The following is a 21,612-nucleotide window of genomic DNA, read 5'->3' as shown; positions in this document are numbered from 1 at the left end:
CGAGCGATCGGCGGGAACGGCTGCCTGTGTTCAGTCGCTTTCGATCAGTTGCCGTGCGCCTCGACGGAGACGGGCTGCCATTCGTCCCAGGTCGCCAGACGGGACTCGTAGTCCTTCGTCGCGATCTCGATGGGCGCCTTGCCGAAGAAGATGCGCAGCGGCGGCTTCTCGGCGTCGACGACCTTGAGAATCGCGGTGCGGGTCGCCTTCGGGTCACCGGGGTTGTTCGCCGACGGACGGCTGGCGGCGGCCTCACGGACGTCCTTGTACTCGGGCAGCTCGTCGCTGCGCGAGGCCGAGGGGCCCGACCAGTCGGTCGAGAATCCGCCGGGCTCGATCAGGGTGACGTCGATGCCGAAGCCGGCGACCTCCTGCGAGAGGGACTGCGAGAAGCCTTCGAGCGCCCACTTCGACGCGTGGTACGCGCCGACCGTCGGGAAGGCGCTGATGCCGCCGATGCTCGACACCTGGATGATGTGGCCCGAACCCTGCTTGCGCATGATCGGCAGCGCCGCCTGGGTGACCCAGAAGGCGCCGAACAGGTTCGTCTCGAGCTGGGCGCGAAGCTCGTCTTCGGTGATCTCCTCGATCATGCCGAAGTGACCGTATCCGGCGTTGTTGATGACGATGTCGAGGGCGCCGAAGTGCTCGGCCGCCTGCTGGACGGCGGCGAAATCGGCCGAGCGATCGGTGACGTCGAGAGTCAGCGGCAAGACGCTGTCGCCGTACTGCTCGACGAGGGAGTCGAGCGTCTCGATCTTGCGGGCGGTGGCAGCGACCTTGTCGCCGCGCTCGAGGGCCGCCTCGGCCCACTCGCGGCCGAAGCCCTTGGATGCGCCGGTGATGAACCAAACCTTGCTCACTGTCGTGTTCCTTTCGATGAGTGATTCCTGGGTCAGGCAACTCCCTCGGATCCTCGGCTTCCCCAGGTTCGTCCCCCGAACCTTCTAGAGTGGTGCAGTGACCATCGACAGCGCCCGTCCCTGGCTGGGCTCCTACGCCCCCGGCATCCCTCACGACATCGAGCCCGCGACCGGCTCCCTCATCGATCTGGTCCGCGACACCGCTCAGAAATACCCGAAGGCCGTGGCACTCGAGTACTTCGGTGCGGAGACGACCTACGAAGACATGGTCGAAGAGATCCAGCGGGCCGCCGAGGGCCTCCGCCGCCTCGGGGTGAAGAAGGGCGACACCGTCGCGCTGATCCTGCCGAACTGCCCCCAGCACGTCGTCGCGTTCTACGCGATCCTGCGTCTCGGCGCCATCGTCGTCGAGCACAACCCGCTCTACACGCCGCGCGAGCTGCAGCACCAGTTCGAAGACCACGGCGCCCGCTTCGCGATCGCGTGGGACAAGACGGTAGCGACCCTGCAGAAGTTCCCGGCCGAGGTGCCCCTCGACGGCATCGTGTCGATCGACGTGACCAAGGCGATGCTCTTCTCGATGCGCGCCCAGCTCCGCCTGCCGATCAAGAAGGCCCGCGAGTCGCGCGAGCGCCTCACGACGAGCGTCTCGGGCACGACTCCGTGGGAGAAGATCGCGGGGTCCCCTCGCATCGACACGAACCACCCGCGCCCTGAGACGGGCGATCTGGCTCTCATCCAGTACACCTCCGGCACCACGGGCAGCCCCAAGGGCGCGATGCTCACTCACGGCAACCTCCTGTCGAATGCCGCGCAGTGCCAGGCATGGATCCCGCAGATCCAGGAGGGCTCGAGCGTCGTCTATGCGGTGCTGCCGATGTTCCACGCGTACGGCCTCACGCTCTGCCTCACCTTCGCCATGCGGATGGGATCGCGCCTCGTGCTGTTCCCCGCGTTCGAGCCGTCGCTCGTGCTGAAGGCGATGAAGAAGCACCCGCCGACATTCCTGCCCGCCGTGCCGCCGATCTACCAGCGGCTGCAGCGGGCGGCCGACGATGCCGGCGTCTCGCTCAACGGCATCGAGATCGCCATCTCGGGCGCTATGCCGCTCTCGGCCTCCGTCGTCGAGCCCTGGGAGGAGCGCTCGCACGGGTGGCTCATCGAGGGCTACGGCCTCAGCGAGACCTCCCCCGTGCTGATGGCGAACCCGGTCGCCGACAGCCGCCGTGCCGGGACCGTTGGCATGCCCCTGCCGAGCACCGAGGCCCGCGCCGTCGACCCGGACGACCCGACGAAAGACGTCCCCCTCGGTGAGCGCGGCGAGCTCGTCGTGCGCGGACCCCAGGTCTTCAGCGGCTACTACAAGCGCCCCGACGAGACCGCAGAGGTCTTCACGGGCGACTGGTTCCGCACGGGCGACATCGTCACCATCTCGGACGACGGCTACTTCACCATCGTCGACCGCATCAAAGACCTCATCATCACCGGCGGGTTCAACGTGTCGCCGTCCGAGGTCGAAGACACGCTCAAGCAGTTCGCGGGGGTGGCCGATGTCGCGGTCGTGGGTCTCGGATCCTCGTCGAACGAGCAGGTGACCGCCGCGGTGGTCGTCGAGCCCGGCACGACCCTCGACGAGGCGGCACTGCGCGAGTTCGCGCGAGAGAACCTCGCCGCCTACAAGGTTCCGCGTCGCATCGTCGTTGTCGACAGCCTGCCCAAGTCGCTCATCGGCAAGGTCATCCGCCGCCACGTGAAAGAGCAGCTGCTCAAGAAGTAGGGCTTGCCTACCGAGGGCCGCGCCGGCCGCGCGTCAGCGCCCGGCGCGCCCCTCGGCGAGCCAGGCGAGACGCTGCAACGCCTCGGTGTTGCGAATGTTCAGCGCTATCGCCATGAGCGGTTTCGGCACCACGAGGCCGGGGCCCTTCGAGGCGTACTCCTCCATGCGGACGACGCAGCCGTCTCTGTGCCGCTTGATGTCGATGATCACGACCGCTTCGCCGATCGGCCAGCCTCGCGCGACGAACTTGGCGTGCCGAGGGGCGTCCCACTCCACCGACGAGGTCGTGTCGTCGATCACGACCGGCCAGGAGCCGAACGAGTGATGGATCTCGGATCCGGGGGCCGGCCAGGCATCCGACACGTCGCGGATCCGGGCGGAGCCCACGACCCAGCTCGCGAACAGCCAGCCGTCGGCGAGCACGTCGAAAACGGCTTCGGGTGTGGCGTGGATCAGGCGGTGGCGAACAGACATGGCGCCCCTTTCAGAGTCCGAGGTGAGGAAGCGAGCGTATGCCGAATTCGTGTCGTAGTGCACTTCGGGCCGCGTAGGCGCCACCGAGACCGTGCACGCTCGGCCCGGGCGGGGTCGACGACGACCCGAGGTAGACGCCCTTTTCGGGCGTACGCCACGGGTCGATATCGATGATCGGCCGCGCGATGAGCTGCTTGACGCTCGGCGCCCCGGTGGCGATGTCGCCGCCGATGTAGTTCGGGTCGTAGTTCTCGAGGTCTTTGGCCGTCCGCGACACCGACGCGAGGATCGTGTCACGGAACCCGGGCGCGTATTTCTCGATCTCGCGAGTGATGACCTCGGTCTGGTCGATGTCGCTGTCGCGCGGCACGTGCGTGTATGCCCAGAGCGCCGCCTTGCCTTCGGGGGCTCGGGTCGGGTCGATCACTCCCTGCTGAACGACCAAGACAAAAGGATCCGGCGCATGGCGCCCCTGGGCCACCGCCCTCTCGGCGGCCGCCACTTGCTCGCGGGTGCCGCCGAGATGCACGGTCGGCGATCGGCGCACGTCGGCGTTCAGCCACGGCACCGGCTCCGAGAGCGCGAAGTCGACCTTCGAGGCGGCGTTGCCGTACTGGAACTTGTTGAGCGCACGCGAGTACCAGGAGGGGAAGCGGTCGCCGCCGATCGCGGCCATCGCTCGGGCGCTGACGTCGAAGACGACTGCCTTGGCGCGGGCGACCTCGTCGAGCGACGTCACCTCGACGCCGGTCTCGATCTCACCCCCGTGCGCGATCACGTCGGCGGCGAGAGCGTCGATGATGCTCTGACTTCCGCCCTGAGGCAGAGGCCAACCGCGAGCGTGCGCGTGCACCGCGAGAGCGAGGCCCGCGGCGGAGGCCGCGAGGGTCGGCATCGGACGGATCGCGTGCGCCATCACGCCGGCGAGCATTGCCGGCGCCTCTTCGGTGCGCCAGCGCTCGTTCCACCACGGCATGCCCTGGTCGAGCATTGCCAGGCCGAAGATCGCGGCGGTGGCGGGGTGGCGCGGAAGCTGCAGCAGCGATGACAGCGAGAACTGCGCGAGTTGGTCGTCGCGGGCGACGAGGTCGCCGAGCAGACGCCCGTACGAGCGGCCGTCGGGGCCCAGGTCGGCCACCGTGTCGGCGAGACTCCGGTGCGCGATACCCGCCCGACCATCATCCAGCGGGTGCGCGTAGCTGATGTCGGGGGTGAGCATCGGGATCCTACGGTCGAGTTCGAACCGCCGGAAGAAGCCGGAGACCGCGCCCATGGGGTGAACGGCAGAGCAGATGTCGTGCAGGAACCCGGGGAGCGTCAGCTCGGCCGTACGCGCGCCGCCGCCGATCGTGTCGTTCCGTTCGAGCACCCTTACCTTCAGCCCGGCCCGCGCGAGCACGACGGCCGCTGCCAGCCCGTTGGGGCCGGCTCCGACGACGATGGCGTCGTCGGTCACTTGCGCGCCTTGACGCCCGCCACCAGCGCCGTGAGCCCCGCCGCCGCCGCGCCGATCGCGGCGGCGTAGCTCACCGTCCGGTGCTGGGTGTACCAGATCTGCGGGCTCGACTCTTTGGCCTTGTCGCTGAAGATGCCGCGTGAGCCGTGATCGCCGGCCACGGGCTCATAGAGGTTCGTCGGCAGCATGGGTTCCGACTTCTCGGGGGCCTGCTGACCGGAGTAGCCCGTCTTGGCAAGGTAAACGTCGAGGAAGCTCGCGACGAACCGGTTGCCGAGCACCGTCATGACGGTCGGCTCGCCGATCCAGCTGCGGCGACGAGGTCGTTCGGCGACGTCGGCGACGGCGCGGGCGCAGGTCTCGGGCTGGAAGATCGTGGGAACGGGCTGCGGGTGGTCGGGCAGCTGCGACTTGACCCAGTTGAACTGGATGGTGTTCATCGCGGGCATGTCGACCTGCGATATCTTCACGTGACTCTTGTTGTGAATCAGCTCGGTCGTGACCGATTCGGTGAAGCCGGTGATCGCGTGCTTGGAGGCGCAGTAGGCGGCCTGGAGCGGAATGCCGCGGTGCGCGAGCGCCGACCCGATCTGGATCACGTGGCCCCGGTCGCGGGGAACCATGCGCTTGAGAGCTGCGCGGGTGCCGTTGACGAAGCCGAAGTAGTTGACGTGCGTGGCCCGCTCGAAGTCGCCCGGGTCGGTGGTGAGGAACTCGCCGAAGACGCCCACCATCGCGTCGTTGACCCAGAGGTCGATCTCGCCGAGCTCAAGCTCGATCCGCTCGGCTGCGGCCTCGACGGCGTCGTTGTCGGCCACGTCGACGCTGATCGGAAGGGCTCGGCGGCCGGTGCTGCGAACGTCGGCGGCTGCCCCGTCGAGCCCGTCTTCGCCGCGCGCCAGGATCGCGACATCCCACCCGCGCTCGGCGAGTTCGCGGACGATGGCACGGCCCAAGCCGGCGGTTCCGCCGGTGACGACTGCGATCTTGTTCGACATGGATCTCCTCGGTGCTGTTGCGTCGGTCGGCTGACCGCGGGATGCTTCACGGTAGTCGTGCGACCCTGAGCCCGCGCGGGCTCCGTCGTCCGGTACCCTCGTTTCGCCGCACTCGTGTCATCCGGGACTCGTGCGGCGTCACCACCAAGGAGAACCATGGGATCACTGATCTACGGTTCGACCTCGATCGAGATCGAGTTCGAAGACCGCACGCTCGAACATCTGCAGATCGTGATCGCCACCAAGCTCCGTCGTCGCGAGTCGTTCTTCTTCTCGTGGCGAGACCCGCAGAAGGTCGGCGACGGTCGGTCGAGCCTTTGGATGGATCCCGGCATCCCCCTCTACTTCAAGTACAACGGCGGGCGTGTGCCTTCGATCAGCCGGGCCTGGCTGGCCGAGCTCACCACGAGCGCGAACAGCTCGAGCGGCCTCGTGCTCTCGGACGAGCCGTCGCTCGACAACAGCGTCAAGTCGTAGGTCCGGCGCCCTCCGGGCGCGCCCCTCGGGGCTCGCCGCTCGGGGCTCGCCGCTCGGGGCTCGCCGCTCGTCGAAAGTGCAAAAATGGCCCTGCCTGCGCTAGCGGAGGGCCATTTCTGCACTCCCGCCGCAGGCCCGGCCGGTCGGTGGGCCGGTGGGCCGTCTGGCCGGCCGCTCGGGGCTAGGCAGCCGCCCGCTGACGCCGCTTCGCCAGCGTGATCGCCAGAGCTCGCCATCCGAGCAGAAAGACACCGAGCACGATGGTGGCCACGATGACGAAGCTCACCGCTACGCCCTGACCCGACGAATCCCGCAGCAGCATCCCGACGAACACGGTCGCGACCCAGATCACGACTCCCGAGTGCAGGGTCACGAACGGCCACCGGAATCCGACGATGCCGAGCCACCCGATCACCAGCCCGCACACGAACGGCCAAGCCGTCGTCAGCACTCCGACGAACGCGTCCGACTCCGCGTGACTGCGTCGGCCGATCAGCACGAAGACCAGCACCAGCACCAGGTCGATCACGAACGACCACCACGGGAAGCGCCGAAAGACGCTCGACGACGGATTCACGATCCGATCGATGACGCCCATCAGCGCGACCTCGGGTTCTCAAGGGCCCGCGACAGTTCGGCGAGGAGCTCGTCGATCTGCGGTTCGACCAGACGGTCGATTGCGTCGGAAATACGGGTGCGGTGTTCGACGAGAGCAAGGCAGACGGCGGTGCCGACCTGCCGGGCGTGGTCGTCGGCGAGTTCGAGTTCGGTGCGCAAAGCGGCTTTGGCTTCTTCCGAGTAGCTGGCGGGGGTGTCGGCGAGCGACCTAGGGGCAGGATCCGACGGCTCGGCACGAGCGGGCGGCACGACCCGGTCGGCTTCCGCGAGTTCGGCGAGGGTGAACAGGTAGGGCTGTCCGGGCTCCGGCTCGGGGTCGATCTCGAGCCCCTGGAACTCGAGCGCGAGCCCCTCGTCGGGCTTGTAGCCGGCGGGCTCCGGCTCGGCGGCCCGGCTCAGCTCCCGCGAGACGAGAGGCAGGTTGCGCGCCGTGTACTCCTCGACGGCCTCGTCGATGATGACTCGCATGCGACTGAGCAGAGCGTGCTGCACGGTGTGGGGTACCTCGTGGTCGAACCCCGCCGCTGTCGCGACCGGCGAGCCGAGGCAGAGCCGGCACACTTTCGTCCGTGCCCGGGAGGTGCCGATCTCCCAGCGCGGCAGCCATCGAAGGAAGGCGTCGACGCCGTTGCGCACGCGCCCCTCGATCGAATCGGCCATGCGCACATCGTACGGCGAGGACCCCCGGATTCACCGCTACGCCGATCGCGTGCCCCCTCTGCCGATCGCGTGCCCCCTCTGCAAATTCGAAGGAGAAACCGGACGGCGACCCCGTCGGATCCTGATGTCTTCGTCGGCGGCGCGACGTTTCTCCTTCAAATTCGGGCGGGCCACAGCTCGGGCGGGCAGCAGACCGGGCGGGCCACAGCTCGGGCAGGCACAGCTCGGGCAGGCAGCAGACCGGGCGGGCCGATCAGGCGCCGGCAGCAGCCGAGTTGACCATCCAGTCGACGCCGAACTTGTCTTTCAGCATGACGAACCGATCGCCCCAGGGCGCCAGCTCGTAGGGCGCGACGATGGTGGCGCCCGCGGCGAGCCCTTCCCAGTACGCGGCGAGTGTCTCGGAATCGCCGTCTCCGCCGCCCGACAGCGACACGCTGATCGCACTGCCCGACTCGCCGGGCATCGACGACGGGGCGTCCGCGGCCATCAGAGTCAGGCCGTTGTCGGTGACGAGTTGGCCGTGCATGAGCAGCTGCTCCTCGCCGGGGAACTGCTCCGCCATGCCGCCCTCGGCGAAGGTCATCGTGGTGGGGGTGCCGCCGAGCACCGAGGCGTAAAAGTCGAGGGCCTCGCGAGCCTGACCGCGAAAACTCAGATACGGGTTGAGCGTGATAGCCATGGGACCCTCCCGGTCTCGATGTCACAGCCGTTGTGACGGCGCTAGTCTCCCGCTCGGAGGAGGTGCACCACAAGGTGCCCGTACGATTGGCAGATGCCGAAAACGAAGCGAAGGATCCGTCGGATCCTGCGCTTGGCCCCCGTCCTGGCCCTGCTCGTCGGCTGCGGCGTCGCTCTGCCCCTGCCCGCTACCGCGGCCACCTCGGGCGCAAGCCCGGCAGACGGCCCCGAGTACGTCGCCCTCGGCGATTCGTATGCCGCGGGGTACGGCCTCGCTCAGCCAACGGGCCGTCCTGTCGCCGCGTGCGGTCAGTCCGCCCTCGACTACCCCCACCTCGTCGCGTCGTCGCTGGGCCTCGACCTCACCGATGTGTCGTGCGCGGGTGCGACCACCGCCGACATCGTGTCGACGCGCCAGCACGGCGCCGCTCCGCAGGCTGATGCCCTCGGCAGCCAGACGAAGGTGGTCACGGTGTCGATCGGCGGCAACGACGCCGGCCTGTTCTCGACGGCGTCGAAATGCATTGCCGTGGCAAAGGAGGGGCCCGTGATCAGCTCGGGGGCGTCGTCGTGCCGGTCAGCGCTCGTCACCGACGGCGTCGATTCGCTGGCTGCGGCGATCAGCGGGCACGTCACCTCGGGGCTCCGATCGGCGTTCGCCACGATCGCGTCGCGGGCACCGCAGGCGAAGGTGATCGTGGTCGGCTACCCGGCCATCTTCCCGGACGCGGCCCACACTCCCCCGGCGGGATGCTTCCGCCCCGTCGTCTCGGCGTCGACCCTCACCGACGGGCTGCCCGCGAACGGCTTCCCCTTCACCGCCACCGACGTGAAGTACCTTTCCGGCGTGCAGGATCACCTCGACGACGCCCTCCGCTCCGCTACGAAGGCCGCTGGCTTCACCTACGTGTCGACGCTCGGGGCGACCCGGGCGCACTCCGGCTGCGCGACCTCGGGGTCGTACATGCAGGGCATCACTCTGATCGCGTCGGCCGGGTTCAGCGACATCTCGCTGCAGCGCGGCGCCCTGCATCCGAATGCCGCCGGCGCTCGCTTCCTGGCCGCGCAGATGAGTGCCGCCGTCGCGGCTGCTCTCGCGCCCACGCCGTCCCCTTCGCCGACGTCGTCACCCGCAGGGTCGGACGGCTTCACGATCGACCTCGGTTGGATCGTGTTCGGCGGGATCCTGGTGGTCTTCGCCGTGATCGTGTTGCTCGCCTGGCGGGGTATCACCCGCGCTCGCGCCGATCGACGCTAGCGAATTGCTGCTGGCCAGCCACCCGAGACGTCAAAAACGACCGGGCATCAGCGCCCCAAGAGGTCGATTCTGAGGTCTTACGCGGCGGGCGCCGTGACGAAGTCGATCAGCTCTTCGACTCGGCCCAGAAAAGCGGGCTCGAGGTCGGCGAACGTGCGCACCTGGCCGAGGATCCGTTGCCACGCCCGAGCGATGTCCGCCTGCTCGTCGTGCGGCCACCCGAGCGCCTGGCAGATGCCGTGTTTCCACTCGATGGAGCGGGGAATCGTCGGCCACTCCGTCATGCCGAGCCGCCCCGGCTTGACCGACTGCCACACGTCGACGTACGGGTGCCCGACGACCAGCACCGAGCGGCCGAGCGGGCTGCGGCTGATCTGTTCGGCGATGCGGCTCTCTTTCGAGCCCTTCACCAGGTGATCGACGAGCACACCGACCTTGCGTGTGGGTGAGGGCTTGAACTCCTTGAGCACGTCAGCGAGGTGGTCGACCCCTTCGAGGTATTCGACGGCGACGCCCTCGATCCGCAGGTCGTGCCCCCAGACCTTCTCGACGAGCTCGGCGTCGTGACGCCCCTCGACGAAGATTCGGCTCGGCAAGGCCACGCGGGCAGTGGCGTCAGTCACCGCGAACGACCCGGAGGCCGACCGGAGACGCCCCTGAGGCGCCGCCCGGGGGTACTGCAGCCGCACGGGCTCGCCGTCGATCGCAAAGGCCGAGGTGAGCGGAAACGCACGGACGCGGTCTTTCCAGTCGACGAGCTCCACCGTTTGGGCTTCGACGCGCACGATGGCGCCGGTGAACCCTGATCGGGTTTCTTCGACGACGAGGTCGCGCACGGCATCGACGACACGGGGCGGCTTGCGCCCCGCGTCTTTCCAGCCCTTCGCGAGGACGTCGTCGCCGTAGCGATCGAAGTCGGTCATGGCCCCTCCTCTAGCGGCGTCGCGCGGCCTTGGCCTCGGCCGGCTGGAACCCGTCGGCGAAGACCCACACCGCGAACACGAGCAGGCCGATGATGTACAGGGCCGAGACGACCACCGGCAGCCACGGCGATTCGAGCAGGCCGTTCTTCTGCGAGACGACCGCCACCATCACCTCGGCGGCGAGAAACCAGAACGTGATCCCGATGGCCCGCGACAGGTAGATGAAGTAGCGGTGCTGCATCTCGCGCACCCGCTCGCGTCCGCCCGACTTCCAGTAGGCGGCGTGCGGCACGAGCATGTGCCGCGCCGGAGTCACCGCGAAAGCGAGAGACCCGAGGATCCACGCCCCGAGCACGATGAGCCCGGCGATCGTGGCGGTGATCTCGAGATCGCTCCGTGACGCCGCAAGCCCCTGCTTGCCCGCCGACGTCCAGATGAGGATCGAGTGGGCAGGCAGCACCCGCGAAGCCACGATGACAGCGACCACGAGTGCCACCAGGCCGATCAGGCCCGGACGCAGCGGCGTGAGCCACCAGGCCGTGCCCTTCGGAGCGGGGGAAGACACTGTGCCGGACAGCTCAGGCCTGCGCTCTCTCGAGCACGAGCTCGCGAACTCGGGCCGCGTCGGCTTGACCCTTCATCGCCTTCATGACCGCGCCGATCACCGCGCCGGCCGCCTGCACTTTGCCGTCGCGGATCTTGGCCAGCACGTCGGGCTGGGCAGCCAGCGCGTCGTCGATGGCCGCGATCAGCGCACCGTCGTCGGAGACCACCTTGAGCCCGCGCTTCTCGACGACCTCGGACGGCGAGCCCTCGCCGGCGATGACCCCTTCAAGCACCTGGCGCGCGAGGCGGTCGGTGAGCTCGCCGGAGTCGATGAGCGTGATGAGCTCCGCGACCTGCTGCGGGGTGACCAGCGAGGAGGCCTCGACCTCGGGGCCGGCGGCGTTGGCAAGACGCGCGATTTCGCCCGTCCACCATTTGCGAGCGGCCTGGGGCGAGGATCCTGCGCTGACCGTCTCGACGATCTCACCGAGCAGACCGGCATTCTTGACGTCCTGGAACTCCAGGTCGGTGAAGCCCCACTCGGCCTTCAGTCGCGTCCGCATCACGGCCGGCGACTCGGGCAGCGCGGCACGCAGCTCGTCGATCAGCTCGAGCGACGGCTCGACCGGGAGCAGGTCGGGCTCGGGGAAGTAGCGGTAGTCGTCGGCGTCGCTCTTGGGGCGCCCGGCGGAAGTGCGCCCGGTGTCTTCGTGCCAGTGGCGCGTCTCCTGCGTGATCGAGCCGCCCGCGGCGAGGATCGCGGCCTGACGCTGGATCTCGTAGCGGATGGCGCGCTCGACGGCGCGGAACGAGTTGACGTTCTTCGTCTCGGTGCGGGTGCCGAGCTTCTCCTGGCCGCGGGGGCGCAGTGAGATGTTGGCGTCGCAGCGCAGGTTGCCGCGCTCCATCTTCGCCTCCGAGATGCCGAGACCACGGACGATGTCGCGGATGGTCTCGACGTAGGCGGCACCCAGCTCGGGAGCGAGGTGCTCCGCGCCGATGATCGGGTGCGTGACGATCTCGACGAGCGGCACGCCGGCGCGGTTGTAGTCGACGAGGGAGTATTCGGCGCCCTGGATCCGGCCGGTCGACCCGCCGACGTGAGTCAGCTTGCCGGCGTCTTCTTCCATGTGCGCACGCTCGACGGGCACCGTGAACAGGGTGCCGTCGGGCATCTCGACCTCGACCGAGCCCTCGAACGCGATCGGCTCGTCGGACTGGCTGATCTGGTAGTTCTTGGCGAGGTCGGGGTAGAAGTAGTTCTTCCGCGCGAAGCGCGACGTCGGAGCGATCGAGCAACCGAGCGCGAGGCCCAGGCTGATCGCGTACTTCACGGCCTGGCCGTTGACGACGGGCAGCGAGCCCGGAAGACCGAGGTCGACCGGCGTGATGTTCGTGTTGGGCTCTCCGCCGAACTCGTTCGGGGCGTCGGAGAACATCTTGGTCTTGGTCGACAGCTCGACGTGCACCTCGAAGCCCACGACGGGCTCGAACATCTCAAGGGCCTTGTCGTAGTCCATCAGTTCTGGGCGGGCGGCCATCAGACGACTCCCTCGGTTGCGGCGGACTGTTCGGAGGCGCTGAGACTCGGCGCCTTCGAGATGAGTGTGTGACCCCACGACTGCTCGAAGAGCTGCTCGAGCGCGGCGCCGTAGGTGTAGAGGCGGGCGTCTTCGCGGGCCGGAGCCATGAGCTGGATGCCGGTGGGCAGGCCGTCTTCGTCGGCGAGGCCCATGGGGATCGACATGCCGGGGATTCCGGCGAGGTTCGCCGGGATCGTCGTCAGGTCGTTGAGGTACATCGCCAGCGGGTCGTCGATCTTCTCGCCGATCGGGAACGCCGTCGTCGGCGCCGAGGGCGAGAGGAGGATGTCGACCTCGTCGAACATACGGGCGAAGTCACGCTGCACGAGCGTGCGCACCTTCTGCGCGCTGCCGTAGTAGGCGTCGTAGTAGCCCGCGCTGAGCGCATAGGTCCCGAGGATGATCCGGCGCTTGACCTCGGGGCCGAAGCCCTGCTCGCGAGTCGCCGACATGACCTGCTCGACCGTGCCGCCGCCCTCGGGGTTGACCCGGAGGCCGAAGCGGACCGAGTCGAACTTGGCAAGGTTCGACGACGCCTCGGCGGGAAGTATCAGGTAGTAGGCGCTGATCGCGTACTCGAAGCTCGGGGCCGAGACCTCGACGATCTCGGCGCCGGCACTCGTCAGCAGGGCGACGGCGTCGGAGAAGCGGGCCTTGACGCCCTGCTGGAAGCCGTCGCCGTTCAACTCCTTCACGATGCCGATCTTGACGCCCTGCAGCGAGCCGGGAGCGAGGCCGGCGGTGGCCGCATCGGCGAACGAGGGCCATTCGTCACGCAGCGAGGTCGAGTCGCGCTTGTCGTGCCCCTTGATGACGTCGTGCAGCAGCGCCGAGTCGAGCACCGTGCGGCTGACGGGCCCGACCTGATCGAGCGACGATGCGAGCGCGATCGCTCCGTAGCGGCTGACCGAGCCGTAGGTGGGCTTCACGCCGACCGTGCCCGTGACGGCACCGGGCTGACGGATCGATCCGCCGGTGTCGCTGCCGAGGGCGAGCGGCGCCTCGAACGCGGCGACAGCCGCGGCCGAGCCTCCGCCGGAGCCTCCGGGGATCCGGTCGAGGTTCCACGGGTTGTGGGTCGGGCCATAGGCCGAGAACTCGGTCGACGAGCCCATCGCGAACTCGTCCATGTTGGTCTTGCCGAGCGGCACGAGGTCGGCGGCGCGAAGCTTCGCGACGACGGTCGCGTCGTACGGCGGCACCCAGCCCTCAAGGATCTTCGAGCCGGAGGTCGAGGGCATGTCGGAGGTGCACAGCACGTCTTTGATGGCGATCGGCACACCCGCGAGCGGGCCGAGCTTCTCTCCGGCACTGCGCTTCGCGTCGATCGCGGCCGCCGTCTGAAGGGCCGCCTCGCTCACGTGGAGGAACGCGTGCACGTCTTTGTCGACGCTCGCGATCCGGTCGAGGTGGGCTTTCGTCGCCTCGACGCTCGACACCTCGCCCGAAGCGAGCTTCGAAGCCAGGTCGGCCGCCGACAGGCGAATAAGGTCGTTGGCGGGCACTGTGTCGCTCACTGCTCTTCTCCCAGGATCGCGCTCACCTTGAAGCGGCTTCCGTCGTGCTCGGGCGCACCCGCGAGTGCCTGCTCCTGCGTCAGCGTCTCTCCGACCACGTCGTCGCGGAACACGTTAGACAGCGGGATCGGGTGGCTCGTCGCGGGAACGTCTTGCCCGGCGACCTCTTGCACCTTCGCGATGCTGTCGACGATGTGCCCCAGCTCTCCGGTGAGTTTCTCGATCTCGTCGGGCGTGAGGGCGATGCGGGCGAGACCTGCCAGGTGCTCCACCTGCTCGCGGGTGATTTCAGACATGGCACCAAGTCTATTCGGGCCCCGCCGAGGATCCGGCACGGCGCCGCCCTCCCCCGCGTTCGGAGGCGAGTCCGCGTTACACGCCCACCGACTCCCGGTTGATGTCTTGGGGCCGTACCAGCCCGAGCGACGGGCTGTTCGTGAGCTCGGGCGCGCCCGGCTCGGGCCGTCGGCCGTCGGCGAGGTCGCCGCGACCGATCCCGATGAGCGCCAGGCTGCGCATCGAGTGGCTGCCGGCCGTGAAGTACTCGTTGTGCGAGACGACGGCCGTGACTCGCTGCTCGGTATACGGATCTACCATCGCCCCGAGATTGAGCTCCTTCGCCCCGAACGCCATCGATCCGGGATCGGCCCCGAACACCGCACTGCCCGCCACGGGGTCGAGGGCCGCCGCCGCGACGAAGACGTGACCGGCCGTGACGTCGAGCTTCGACGCCGTTGCGACCACGCTTCCGGGCGACCCCATGGCCACGAAGTCGTCGACCCGGACGCGACCGGACGACAGGGCGATGGTCGAGGTCGTCGATCCGTAGGAGTGCGCGATGAGGGTGACCCGCGGCATGTCCGTTCGGCGATCGGCGTCGAGCCCCTGAATGGCGTCTTCGAGTTGCCGTGCGCCCGTCGTGGCGAGACCGATTCCGAGCACGTTCGTCAGGCCCGGCGTCTTGTAGCCCATCCACGCGACCACCGCCGAGGTGGCGACGTGGTGCGAGACCGACGTCGAGAGGGTGTTCGACCAGAACGTCTGCGAGCTCTGCAGATCAGCGGCGGCCCCGGTGAGGCTCACCATCTGCGTCGTCACCGTGTAGAGCATGCCCGGCACGATCACGCTGACATTGGCCGCCCGGTCGACATCGCCGACCGCCACGGCGGCCCGACCCGGAAACACGGTGTCGAGTGAGAGCAGACTCCGGTCGGCACCCGCTGCCAGTGCCGCCCGCACCTGGTCGAGCATGGCCACGCGTGGGGCCTCCGCCGACCCGCCGATGGCCTCGTGCGACTGCGCGGCCCGGGCACTCAGGCGCTGGAGCGTGCTCTCCAGGGTGAGCCGGTTGGCCGCGTCGCGGATCTTGTAGGGGACGCCCTCGAGGTTGCCGACGATCGACGGCAGCGCGGTGGCGAGGGCGGTGCGGCGCTCGAGCCCCAGAGATTGCCACCATGACCTTGTGGCCGTGGCGGATCCTTGGCGCCCGATGGCCGTCGCGAAGGCGACGTCTTCGCCGGTGTCGGAGTCGAGTGAACGGCCGAACCTCTCGAGCGTGGCGACGGGAGCTGTTCCGAGGCCGTCGAGGCATGCGGCAACGTCGGTGACCTCGCCCCGGCAGGCGGTCAGATCGCCGGCCGCGACGGCGGGCGCGACCGAGATGGCCGAGCGGACCTCTCGACCGGGTGCGATGCGGGTGTCGACCAGGGAGACGGGCGTCGCCGTGGCCGACACGTGGTGGCTCGGCGCCGACATCTGCTGGGCGGTCGCGTCGCTTACAGGCACGGCTGTAGGCCCGGCCACACCAAGCACGTGGACCGAGGAAATCAGGATGGCTGCGGCAAAGAACAGCACGTCGGGGTTCCTCTACTAGCCCACCCGAATCTTGTACCCCTACAGACGAGATCGATGAGCTAGCACACAGCTTAGGAGCGCGACGCCTCCTGTGACCAGTACTGGGGTGGAATCACTCGGTATCGTCACCCGGACTGGGGATACCCTCACCCCCCTCACTGGGGTCGCCAAGCCCCGTCGGGCCCGTCGTGACAAGGATCGCGAATTCGGCGGCGTCGATGATGCGTACCCCGAGGGTTTCGGCCTTCGTGAGCTTCGAACCGGCGCCCGGCCCGGCCGCAACGAAGTCGGTCTTCTTACTGACGCTGTTTCCGGCTTTGCCCCCGGCCGCCAAGATGGCCTCCTGGGCGCCCTCGCGCGAGAACCCCTCGAGCGATCCCGTGGCTACGACCGTGAGACCCGCGAGGACTCCCCCGGCTGACACGGCAGCCCCGGGCCCGGGGTGGCCGGGGGTCGTGAACTGCACGCCCGCGGCGGTCCACCGGTCGATGATCTCGACGTGCCAGTCGACCTCGAACCAGGCGAGAAGGGCTTCGGCGATGATGCCGCCCACTCCGTCGACCGCCGCGAGTTCATCGCGGGAGGCAGCGCGGATCGCGTCGAGCGACCCGAAGTAGTCGGCGAGCGCGCGCGCGGCGACTGGCCCCACATGGCGGATGCTGAGACCGACCAGGATCCGCCACAACGGGCTCGTCTTCGCCTTTTCGAGGTTTTCGAGCAGCACCTCCGCCCGTTTCGAAGGCGTCGGTGAGCCGTCTTCTTGCAGTTTTGCCACCCGGAACGGCGACATGACCTTCGGCTTGTCGCCGTCGAGCTTCTCCATGCCGGTCTCGGAGTCGCGCACGATCACGCGAATCGGCAGGATGTCGTCGAGCGTCAGCTCGAAAAGGCCCGCCTCGGTGCGGAGCGGCGGCTCTTTCGGTTCGAGTGGCTGGGTCAGCGCAGCCGCCGCCACCTCGCCGAGGCCCTCGATGTCGAGCGAGCCGCGCGAAGCGATGTGCTCGACCCGACCGCGCACCTGCGCCGGGCAGCTCTTGCTGTTGGGGCAGCGGAGGTCGATGTCGCCCTCTTTGGCGGGCGCCAGCTTCGTGCCGCACTCGGGGCAGTTCTCGGGCATGACGAACTCGCGTTCGGTGCCGTTACGGAGCTCGACCACCGGGCCGAGCACCTCGGGGATCACGTCGCCGGCTTTGCGCAGCACCACGGTATCGCCGATGAGCACGCCCTTCGCCTTCACGACCTGCTGATTATGCAGCGTCGCCTGCCGTACCTCGGAGCCGGCGACCTCGACCTTCTGCATCACGGCGAACGGCGTCGCCCGACCGGTGCGCCCGACGCTGACGACGATGTCGAGGAGCTTCGTGTTGACCTCTTCGGGCGGGTATTTGAAGGCGGTCGCCCAGCGCGGGGCCCGCGACGTCGCGCCGAGCTCTTCGTGCAGGCCGAGGTCGTCGACCTTGATGACGATGCCGTCGATCTGATGCTCGACCGATGCGCGCTGCTCGCCGTACTTCGTGATGAACTTCTCGACCTCGGCGACGGTGTCGAAGACCCGGAAGTGAGTCGAGATGGGTAGGCCCCACGACCCCAGCAGGCCGTAGATCTCAGACTGGGCCGTCACATCGGTGGAGGCCTCGAGCTCACGGACCGGCCAGGCGCCGATGCCGTGGACGAGCATGCGGAGCCCTTTGAGCCGCTTCACCATGAGCGCCTTCTTTTCGGGGCTCTTGCCCTCCTCCTTCTGCCGGAGAGAGCCCGCTGCAGCGTTCCGCGGATTGGCGAACAGACGCTCGCCTGCGGCGAGCTGGGCGGCGTTCAGCGCATCGAACTCGGCGACGGGAAAGAAGATTTCGCCGCGGACCTCGACGAGCGGAGGATGCCCCGTGCCCGACAGGCGCTCGGGGATCGTGCCCATCGTCAGCACGTTGCCGGTGACGTCTTCGCCGACCACACCGTCGCCCCGGGTCGCCGCCGTGACGAGCACACCGTTCTCGTAGCGGAGGTTGATCGCGAGACCATCGATCTTGAGCTCCGAGAGAAACCGCACGCGCTCCGCCCCGGCATCGCGCTCGACCTTGCCGGCCCACTCGGCGAGCTCGTCGAAGTCGAAGACGTTGTCGAGGCTGAGCATGCGCTCGGCGTGCTCGACGGGGGCGAACTGCGTGGTCTCGGCCCGGCCGCCCACGGTCTGGGTTGGGCTGTCGGGCGACTGCAACTCGGGGTGCTCGCGCTCGATCTCGTCGAGGCGGTGCACCATCTTGTCGTAGTCGGCGTCAGCCACCGTCGAGGCGTTGCCCTCGTAGTACTGGTCGCGCAGTTCGAGGATCCGGGTCGTCAGAGACTGGGCCTCATCACGGGCCGCCTCGAGGTCTGTCGTCGGGGTGGCCTCGGCCATGCGGTACTCCTAGAAAGAGGGAACGGGAACCGGCACGGCGCTGACCGTGCGGTCGATCGTGCACTGACCGAGCACACGGGTGCCGACGTACACGACGGCCGTCTGACCGGGAGCCACTCCGTTGAGCGGCTCGTCGGGTGTGACGACAAGTTCAGTTCTACCCTCGACCGCCGACACTCGGGCGACCGCGGGAACGGGATCGGCATGGGCGCGAATCTGCACGTCACAGGCGAAGGGCTCCGTGGGATCCTCGGGAGCTTTTCCGGCCCAGGAGAACTTCGAGCCCGCAATTTCTCGGATGTCGAGGGCCTCTTTCGGGCCGACCACGACGGCGTTGTCTTTCGGGCGCACCTCGAGCACGAAGCGGGGCTTGCCGTCGTCCGACGGATAGCCGATATTGAGACCCTTCCGCTGGCCGACGGTGAAGGCGTGTGCACCCTCGTGCTGACCGATCACAGCACCCGTGCGGTCGAGGATCTCACCCTGCTCCGCGCCGACCCGATCGGCCAACCAGCCGCGGGTGTCGCCATCGGGGATGAAGCAGATGTCGTGGCTGTCAGGCTTCTGCGCAACCGTGAAGCCCCGGGCCGCCGCCTCGGCACGAACCTCGGCCTTGGAGGGCGTGGCGCCCAGCGGGAACATCGAGTGGTCGATCTGCTCCTTGGTGAGCACGCCGAGCACGTACGACTGGTCTTTGGCCCAGGCACTCGCCCGGTGAAGCTCTTTGTTGCCGTCGGCGTCGATCTCGATCGAGGCATAGTGGCCGGTTGCGACGGCGTCGAAGCCGAGGGCCACCGCCTTCTCGAGCAGGGCAGCGAACTTGATCTTCTCGTTGCAGCGCATGCACGGGTTCGGGGTACGGCCGGCGGTGTACTCGGCGACGAAGTCGTCGACCACGTCGAGCTTGAACCGCTCCGAGAAATCCCACACGTAGTAGGGGATGCCGATCATGTTCGCGGCCCGCTGGGCGTCCATCGAATCTTCGATCGTGCAGCAGCCGCGGCTGCCGGTGCGCAGTGTTCCCGGCATCCGGCTCAACGCCAGGTGCACTCCCACCACGTCGTGCCCGGCGTCGACGGCCCGGGCTGCCGCTACGGCGGAGTCGACGCCGCCACTCATCGCTGCCAGAACCTTCATGCGAACCAGTCTACGTCTCGGGGCTCTGCCATCTCGGGTCTAGAGTCGTCTTCGATGACCAGCGCCGACGGATCCTTCTCGATGCGATCCGTCGCACTCTCCGCCTTCCTCCCCGCCGCCCTCTTCGCGATCGGCGAGGGCGCGATCATTCCGATCATCCCGGTGGCGAGCGACAACCTCGGTGCGACCCTGGCACTCTCGGCGTTCGTCGCCTCGCTGATCCTCGTCGGCGAGCTCTTCGGCGACATCCCGAGCGGCTGGCTCGTCTCACGCATCGGCGAGCGCACCGCCATGATCGGCGCAGCCCTGGTCAGCGTCATCGGCCTGCTCGTCTGCGTCTTCTCGCCGAACGTCGTCGTGCTCGCGATCGGCGTCTTCCTGATCGGACTCTCGACCGCGGTCTTCGCCCTCGCCCGCCACGCGTTCATGACGTCGTTCGTGCCGCCCGAGATCCGCGCCCGCGCACTGTCGAGCCTCGGCGGCGTCTTCCGTCTCGGCTACTTCGTCGGCCCCTTCCTCTCGGCCGGGCTCATCCATCTGACGGGCGCCGTGCAGTCCGCCTTCTGGATCCACATCGTCGCGTGCCTGGCAGCAGCCGGCGTTCTCCTTGTGATCAAGGATCCGGCAGCAGCGCTCGCAACGAGGTCGCTGCGCCACCCCGGCGCCCCTCCCACCACCGGCGAGGTCGAGGTCGGCACCGAGTCGAAGGGCCTGTTCCCCACCCTCTGGAAGCACCGCGGCGTGCTCGTAAAGCTCGGCAGCGGTGCGGCGCTGATCGGCGCCATGCGCGCCGGGCGCCAGGTGATCCTGCCCCTCTGGGCGGTCTCGATCGGCATCGGCTCGTCGCAGACGGCGCTCATCATCGGTATCGCCGGGGCGATCGACTTCGCCCTCTTCTATACGAGCGGCCAGATCATGGATCGCTGGGGGCGGATGTGGAGCGCGATGCCCTGCATGGCCGGGCTCGGCCTCTCGTACCTCGTGCTGTCGGTCACGCATGCCCTCCCGAACAACGTGACGTGGTTCATCGGCGTCGCCATGTTCATGTCGGTCGCGAACGGGATCGGGTCGGGAATCCTGATGACCCTCGGCGCCGACCTCGCAGACAAATCCGACCCGGCGCCGTTCCTCGGTGCCTGGCGCTTCACGGGCGACTTCGGCAGCGCGGCCGCTCCCCTGCTGATCGCCGGGATCACGGCGCTCGTATCGATCTCGCTCGCGTCCGGCGTCATGGGCGTGCTCGGGTTCGTCGGGGCCGGGATCCTGCTCCGCTATGTGCCGCGGTATTCGCCGCACCAGCCGCATTTAAAGCGCTGACGAGGCCCCCGGTGCCGCGCTGCCGGGTACACTCGTCTCGCCGCGGGAGTGGTGGAATTGGCAGACACGCAGGATTTAGGTTCCTGTGCTTTCGAGCGTGAGGGTTCAAGTCCCTTCTCCCGCACTGTAGGCAGAGTCCCCGCACGAGCGTTCGGGCGGCCCGGAATACCGGAGAGATCCTCGGGGGTTACCCCCAGAGTCGCTGTCTTCCGTGTCCGATACGCTTGCCCCGATCACGAAGCGGGCGCACCGACCTCCTTCGGTTCGTTCTTCCTGGAGTTCTCCCCATGCTGCCGCTCGCCGCGATCCCCTTCCTCGATCCCGAGGCCCTCATTCACGCGTTCGGGCCGTGGGCAGTGCTCGGCATCTGCGCCATCATCTTCGCCGAGACCGGCCTTCTGATCGGCTTCATCTTTCCCGGCGACACCCTGCTCATCCTCGCGGGCGTCCTCGCGGCGACCACACCGGGCGGCCTCGGCATGCCCATCGTCTTGATCGCGCTCTTCATCGCGGTCGCGGCGTTCCTCGGGGGCGAACTCGGCTATCTGATCGGGCACAAGTTCGGGCCGCGCATCTTCGAGCGGAAAGACAGCGGCATCTTCTCGTCCGAGAACGTCAAGAAGACGAACGAGTTCTTCACCCGCTTCGGGTCGGGTGCCGTCATTCTCGCGCGGTTCGTGCCCGTGATCCGCACGTTCCTGCCCCTTGCCGCGGGCATCGCCCACATGCACTACCGCCGGTACTCGCTCTTCAACGCGATCGGAGCCATCGCCTGGGGCTTCGGCATCACGATGATCGGCTTCGGCATCGGCCACATCCCACCGGTGGCGCGCTTTGTCGAGAACTACATCGACCTGATCCTGCTGGGCGCCGTCGCGGCGACCGTCATTCCGATCGTGATCAAGGTGCTGAGCTCGTCGCGCAAGGCGAAGAAGCTCGAAGAGGCGCAGGCGTCCCCTCAGGCCTAATTACCGGCCGCAGCCGGAAGGCAGGGCGACGTGAAACGGCCAACCCGACGTGCCGTGGCGCGTCGGGTTGGCCGTTTCACGTCGGCTCAGCCTCGAAGTTGGAGCTTGGC

Annotated in this window: 20 protein-coding genes and 1 tRNA gene; 6 read left to right on the top strand and 15 right to left on the bottom strand. The window is 68.3% G+C overall.

Translation table 11 applies throughout. The annotated features are described in order from the left end of the window. Positions 1 to 44: 44 nt before the first annotated feature. A complete protein-coding gene (locus ITJ49_RS10815; RefSeq protein ID WP_194605077.1) occupies positions 45 to 863 on the bottom strand; it encodes an SDR family oxidoreductase in 819 nt (272 codons plus the stop codon). Between the two features lie 97 nt (positions 864 to 960). Here ITJ49_RS10815 and ITJ49_RS10810 point away from each other — a divergent pair, with 97 nt between their 5' ends. Next, entirely contained in the window at positions 961 to 2,640 is a 1,680-nt protein-coding gene (locus ITJ49_RS10810; RefSeq protein WP_194605073.1) for a long-chain-fatty-acid--CoA ligase, read from the top strand. Positions 2,641 to 2,673: 33 nt separating this feature from the next. Here ITJ49_RS10810 and ITJ49_RS10805 read toward each other — a convergent pair whose 3' ends face one another. The 3 genes from ITJ49_RS10805 to ITJ49_RS10795 are packed head-to-tail and all read right to left on the bottom strand — an operon-like array spanning position 2,674 to position 5,568. Beyond that, complete coding sequence (locus ITJ49_RS10805; RefSeq protein ID WP_194605070.1) at positions 2,674 to 3,114, bottom strand: SRPBCC family protein; 441 nt, start codon at positions 3,112 to 3,114, stop codon at positions 2,674 to 2,676. 10 nt (positions 3,115 to 3,124) lie between these two features. Next, positions 3,125 to 4,570 carry an NAD(P)/FAD-dependent oxidoreductase gene (locus ITJ49_RS10800; RefSeq protein WP_194605067.1) on the bottom strand — a complete coding sequence of 482 codons (1,446 nt, stop codon included), beginning with the start codon at positions 4,568 to 4,570 and terminating at the stop codon, positions 3,125 to 3,127. Continuing rightward, on the bottom strand, positions 4,567 to 5,568 hold the full coding sequence (locus tag ITJ49_RS10795) for an SDR family oxidoreductase (protein WP_194605064.1): 1,002 nt from the start codon (positions 5,566 to 5,568) through the stop codon (positions 4,567 to 4,569). Before ITJ49_RS10795 ends, ITJ49_RS10800 begins: the two co-directional genes overlap by 4 nt. 156 nt (positions 5,569 to 5,724) lie before the next feature. On the opposite strand from ITJ49_RS10795, the gene ITJ49_RS10790 reads away from it, so the two are divergent. Next, a complete protein-coding gene (locus tag ITJ49_RS10790) occupies positions 5,725 to 6,045 on the top strand; it encodes a hypothetical protein (protein ID WP_055962903.1) in 321 nt (106 codons plus the stop codon). Between the two features lie 181 nt (positions 6,046 to 6,226). Here the strand turns inward: ITJ49_RS10790 and ITJ49_RS10785 are convergent, their stop codons facing one another. The 3 genes from ITJ49_RS10785 to ITJ49_RS10775 all read right to left on the bottom strand — a co-directional run bounded on the left by ITJ49_RS10785 (position 6,227) and on the right by ITJ49_RS10775 (position 8,005). Beyond that, entirely contained in the window at positions 6,227 to 6,643 is a 417-nt protein-coding gene (locus tag ITJ49_RS10785; protein WP_194605061.1) for a DUF3054 domain-containing protein, read from the bottom strand. Further along, positions 6,643 to 7,323, bottom strand: coding sequence for a spermidine/putrescine ABC transporter substrate-binding protein (locus tag ITJ49_RS10780; protein WP_194605057.1), 681 nt, complete (start codon positions 7,321 to 7,323; stop codon positions 6,643 to 6,645). The genes ITJ49_RS10785 and ITJ49_RS10780 overlap by 1 nt, the downstream gene beginning before the upstream one ends. Positions 7,324 to 7,576: 253 nt before the next feature. Further along, the gene (locus tag ITJ49_RS10775; RefSeq protein WP_194605054.1) at positions 7,577 to 8,005 is read right to left on the bottom strand and encodes a VOC family protein; all 429 of its coding nucleotides are present in this window, start codon (positions 8,003 to 8,005) and stop codon (positions 7,577 to 7,579) included. 93 nt (positions 8,006 to 8,098) lie between these two features. Between ITJ49_RS10775 and ITJ49_RS10770 the strand changes: the two genes are divergently transcribed. Further along, positions 8,099 to 9,262 (top strand): SGNH/GDSL hydrolase family protein, encoded by a 1,164-nt coding sequence (locus ITJ49_RS10770; RefSeq protein ID WP_194605051.1) that lies wholly within the window; start codon positions 8,099 to 8,101, stop codon positions 9,260 to 9,262. 77 nt (positions 9,263 to 9,339) lie between these two features. On the opposite strand, the gene ITJ49_RS10765 is transcribed toward ITJ49_RS10770, so the two are convergent. The 8 genes from ITJ49_RS10765 to mnmA all read right to left on the bottom strand — a co-directional run bounded on the left by ITJ49_RS10765 (position 9,340) and on the right by mnmA (position 19,217). Beyond that, the gene (locus tag ITJ49_RS10765; protein ID WP_194605048.1) at positions 9,340 to 10,185 is read right to left on the bottom strand and encodes a DUF3097 domain-containing protein; all 846 of its coding nucleotides are present in this window, start codon (positions 10,183 to 10,185) and stop codon (positions 9,340 to 9,342) included. A gap of 10 nt (positions 10,186 to 10,195) precedes the next feature. Next, positions 10,196 to 10,750, bottom strand: a complete 555-nt coding sequence (locus ITJ49_RS10760) for a hypothetical protein (RefSeq protein ID WP_194605045.1) — start codon at positions 10,748 to 10,750, stop codon at positions 10,196 to 10,198. Between the two features lie 13 nt (positions 10,751 to 10,763). After that, on the bottom strand, positions 10,764 to 12,272 hold the full coding sequence (gene gatB / locus ITJ49_RS10755; protein WP_055962921.1) for an Asp-tRNA(Asn)/Glu-tRNA(Gln) amidotransferase subunit GatB: 1,509 nt from the start codon (positions 12,270 to 12,272) through the stop codon (positions 10,764 to 10,766). Further along, the gene (gene gatA, locus ITJ49_RS10750; RefSeq protein WP_370544477.1) at positions 12,272 to 13,831 is read right to left on the bottom strand and encodes an Asp-tRNA(Asn)/Glu-tRNA(Gln) amidotransferase subunit GatA; all 1,560 of its coding nucleotides are present in this window, start codon (positions 13,829 to 13,831) and stop codon (positions 12,272 to 12,274) included. Before gatA ends, gatB begins: the two co-directional genes overlap by 1 nt. Further along, positions 13,828 to 14,127, bottom strand: a complete 300-nt coding sequence (gene gatC / locus ITJ49_RS10745) for an Asp-tRNA(Asn)/Glu-tRNA(Gln) amidotransferase subunit GatC (RefSeq protein ID WP_055962927.1) — start codon at positions 14,125 to 14,127, stop codon at positions 13,828 to 13,830. The genes gatA and gatC overlap by 4 nt, the downstream gene beginning before the upstream one ends. A 76-nt stretch (positions 14,128 to 14,203) precedes the next feature. Further along, on the bottom strand, positions 14,204 to 15,685 hold the full coding sequence (locus tag ITJ49_RS10740) for an alpha/beta hydrolase (protein ID WP_194605042.1): 1,482 nt from the start codon (positions 15,683 to 15,685) through the stop codon (positions 14,204 to 14,206). Between the two features lie 112 nt (positions 15,686 to 15,797). Further along, positions 15,798 to 18,080, bottom strand: a complete 2,283-nt coding sequence (gene ligA, locus ITJ49_RS10735) for an NAD-dependent DNA ligase LigA (protein WP_194605039.1) — start codon at positions 18,078 to 18,080, stop codon at positions 15,798 to 15,800. 9 nt (positions 18,081 to 18,089) lie between these two features. After that, the gene (mnmA, locus tag ITJ49_RS10730) at positions 18,090 to 19,217 is read right to left on the bottom strand and encodes a tRNA 2-thiouridine(34) synthase MnmA (protein WP_084816215.1); all 1,128 of its coding nucleotides are present in this window, start codon (positions 19,215 to 19,217) and stop codon (positions 18,090 to 18,092) included. A 54-nt stretch (positions 19,218 to 19,271) separates the two neighbouring features. Between mnmA and ITJ49_RS10725 the strand changes: the two genes are divergently transcribed. The 3 genes from ITJ49_RS10725 to ITJ49_RS10715 all read left to right on the top strand — a co-directional run bounded on the left by ITJ49_RS10725 (position 19,272) and on the right by ITJ49_RS10715 (position 21,502). Then, positions 19,272 to 20,534, top strand: coding sequence for an MFS transporter (locus ITJ49_RS10725; RefSeq protein WP_194605036.1), 1,263 nt, complete (start codon positions 19,272 to 19,274; stop codon positions 20,532 to 20,534). A 42-nt stretch (positions 20,535 to 20,576) separates the two neighbouring features. After that, positions 20,577 to 20,658 (top strand) — tRNA-Leu (locus ITJ49_RS10720). Positions 20,659 to 20,821: 163 nt separating this feature from the next. Then, the gene (locus ITJ49_RS10715) at positions 20,822 to 21,502 is read left to right on the top strand and encodes a DedA family protein (protein ID WP_194605032.1); all 681 of its coding nucleotides are present in this window, start codon (positions 20,822 to 20,824) and stop codon (positions 21,500 to 21,502) included. The last annotated feature ends 110 nt before the right edge of the window (positions 21,503 to 21,612 follow it).

The organism is Frondihabitans sp. VKM Ac-2883 (assembly GCF_015350875.1).
GTDB lineage: Bacteria > Actinomycetota > Actinomycetes > Actinomycetales > Microbacteriaceae > Frondihabitans.
This window is presented reverse-complemented; position numbering and strand designations above follow the sequence as displayed.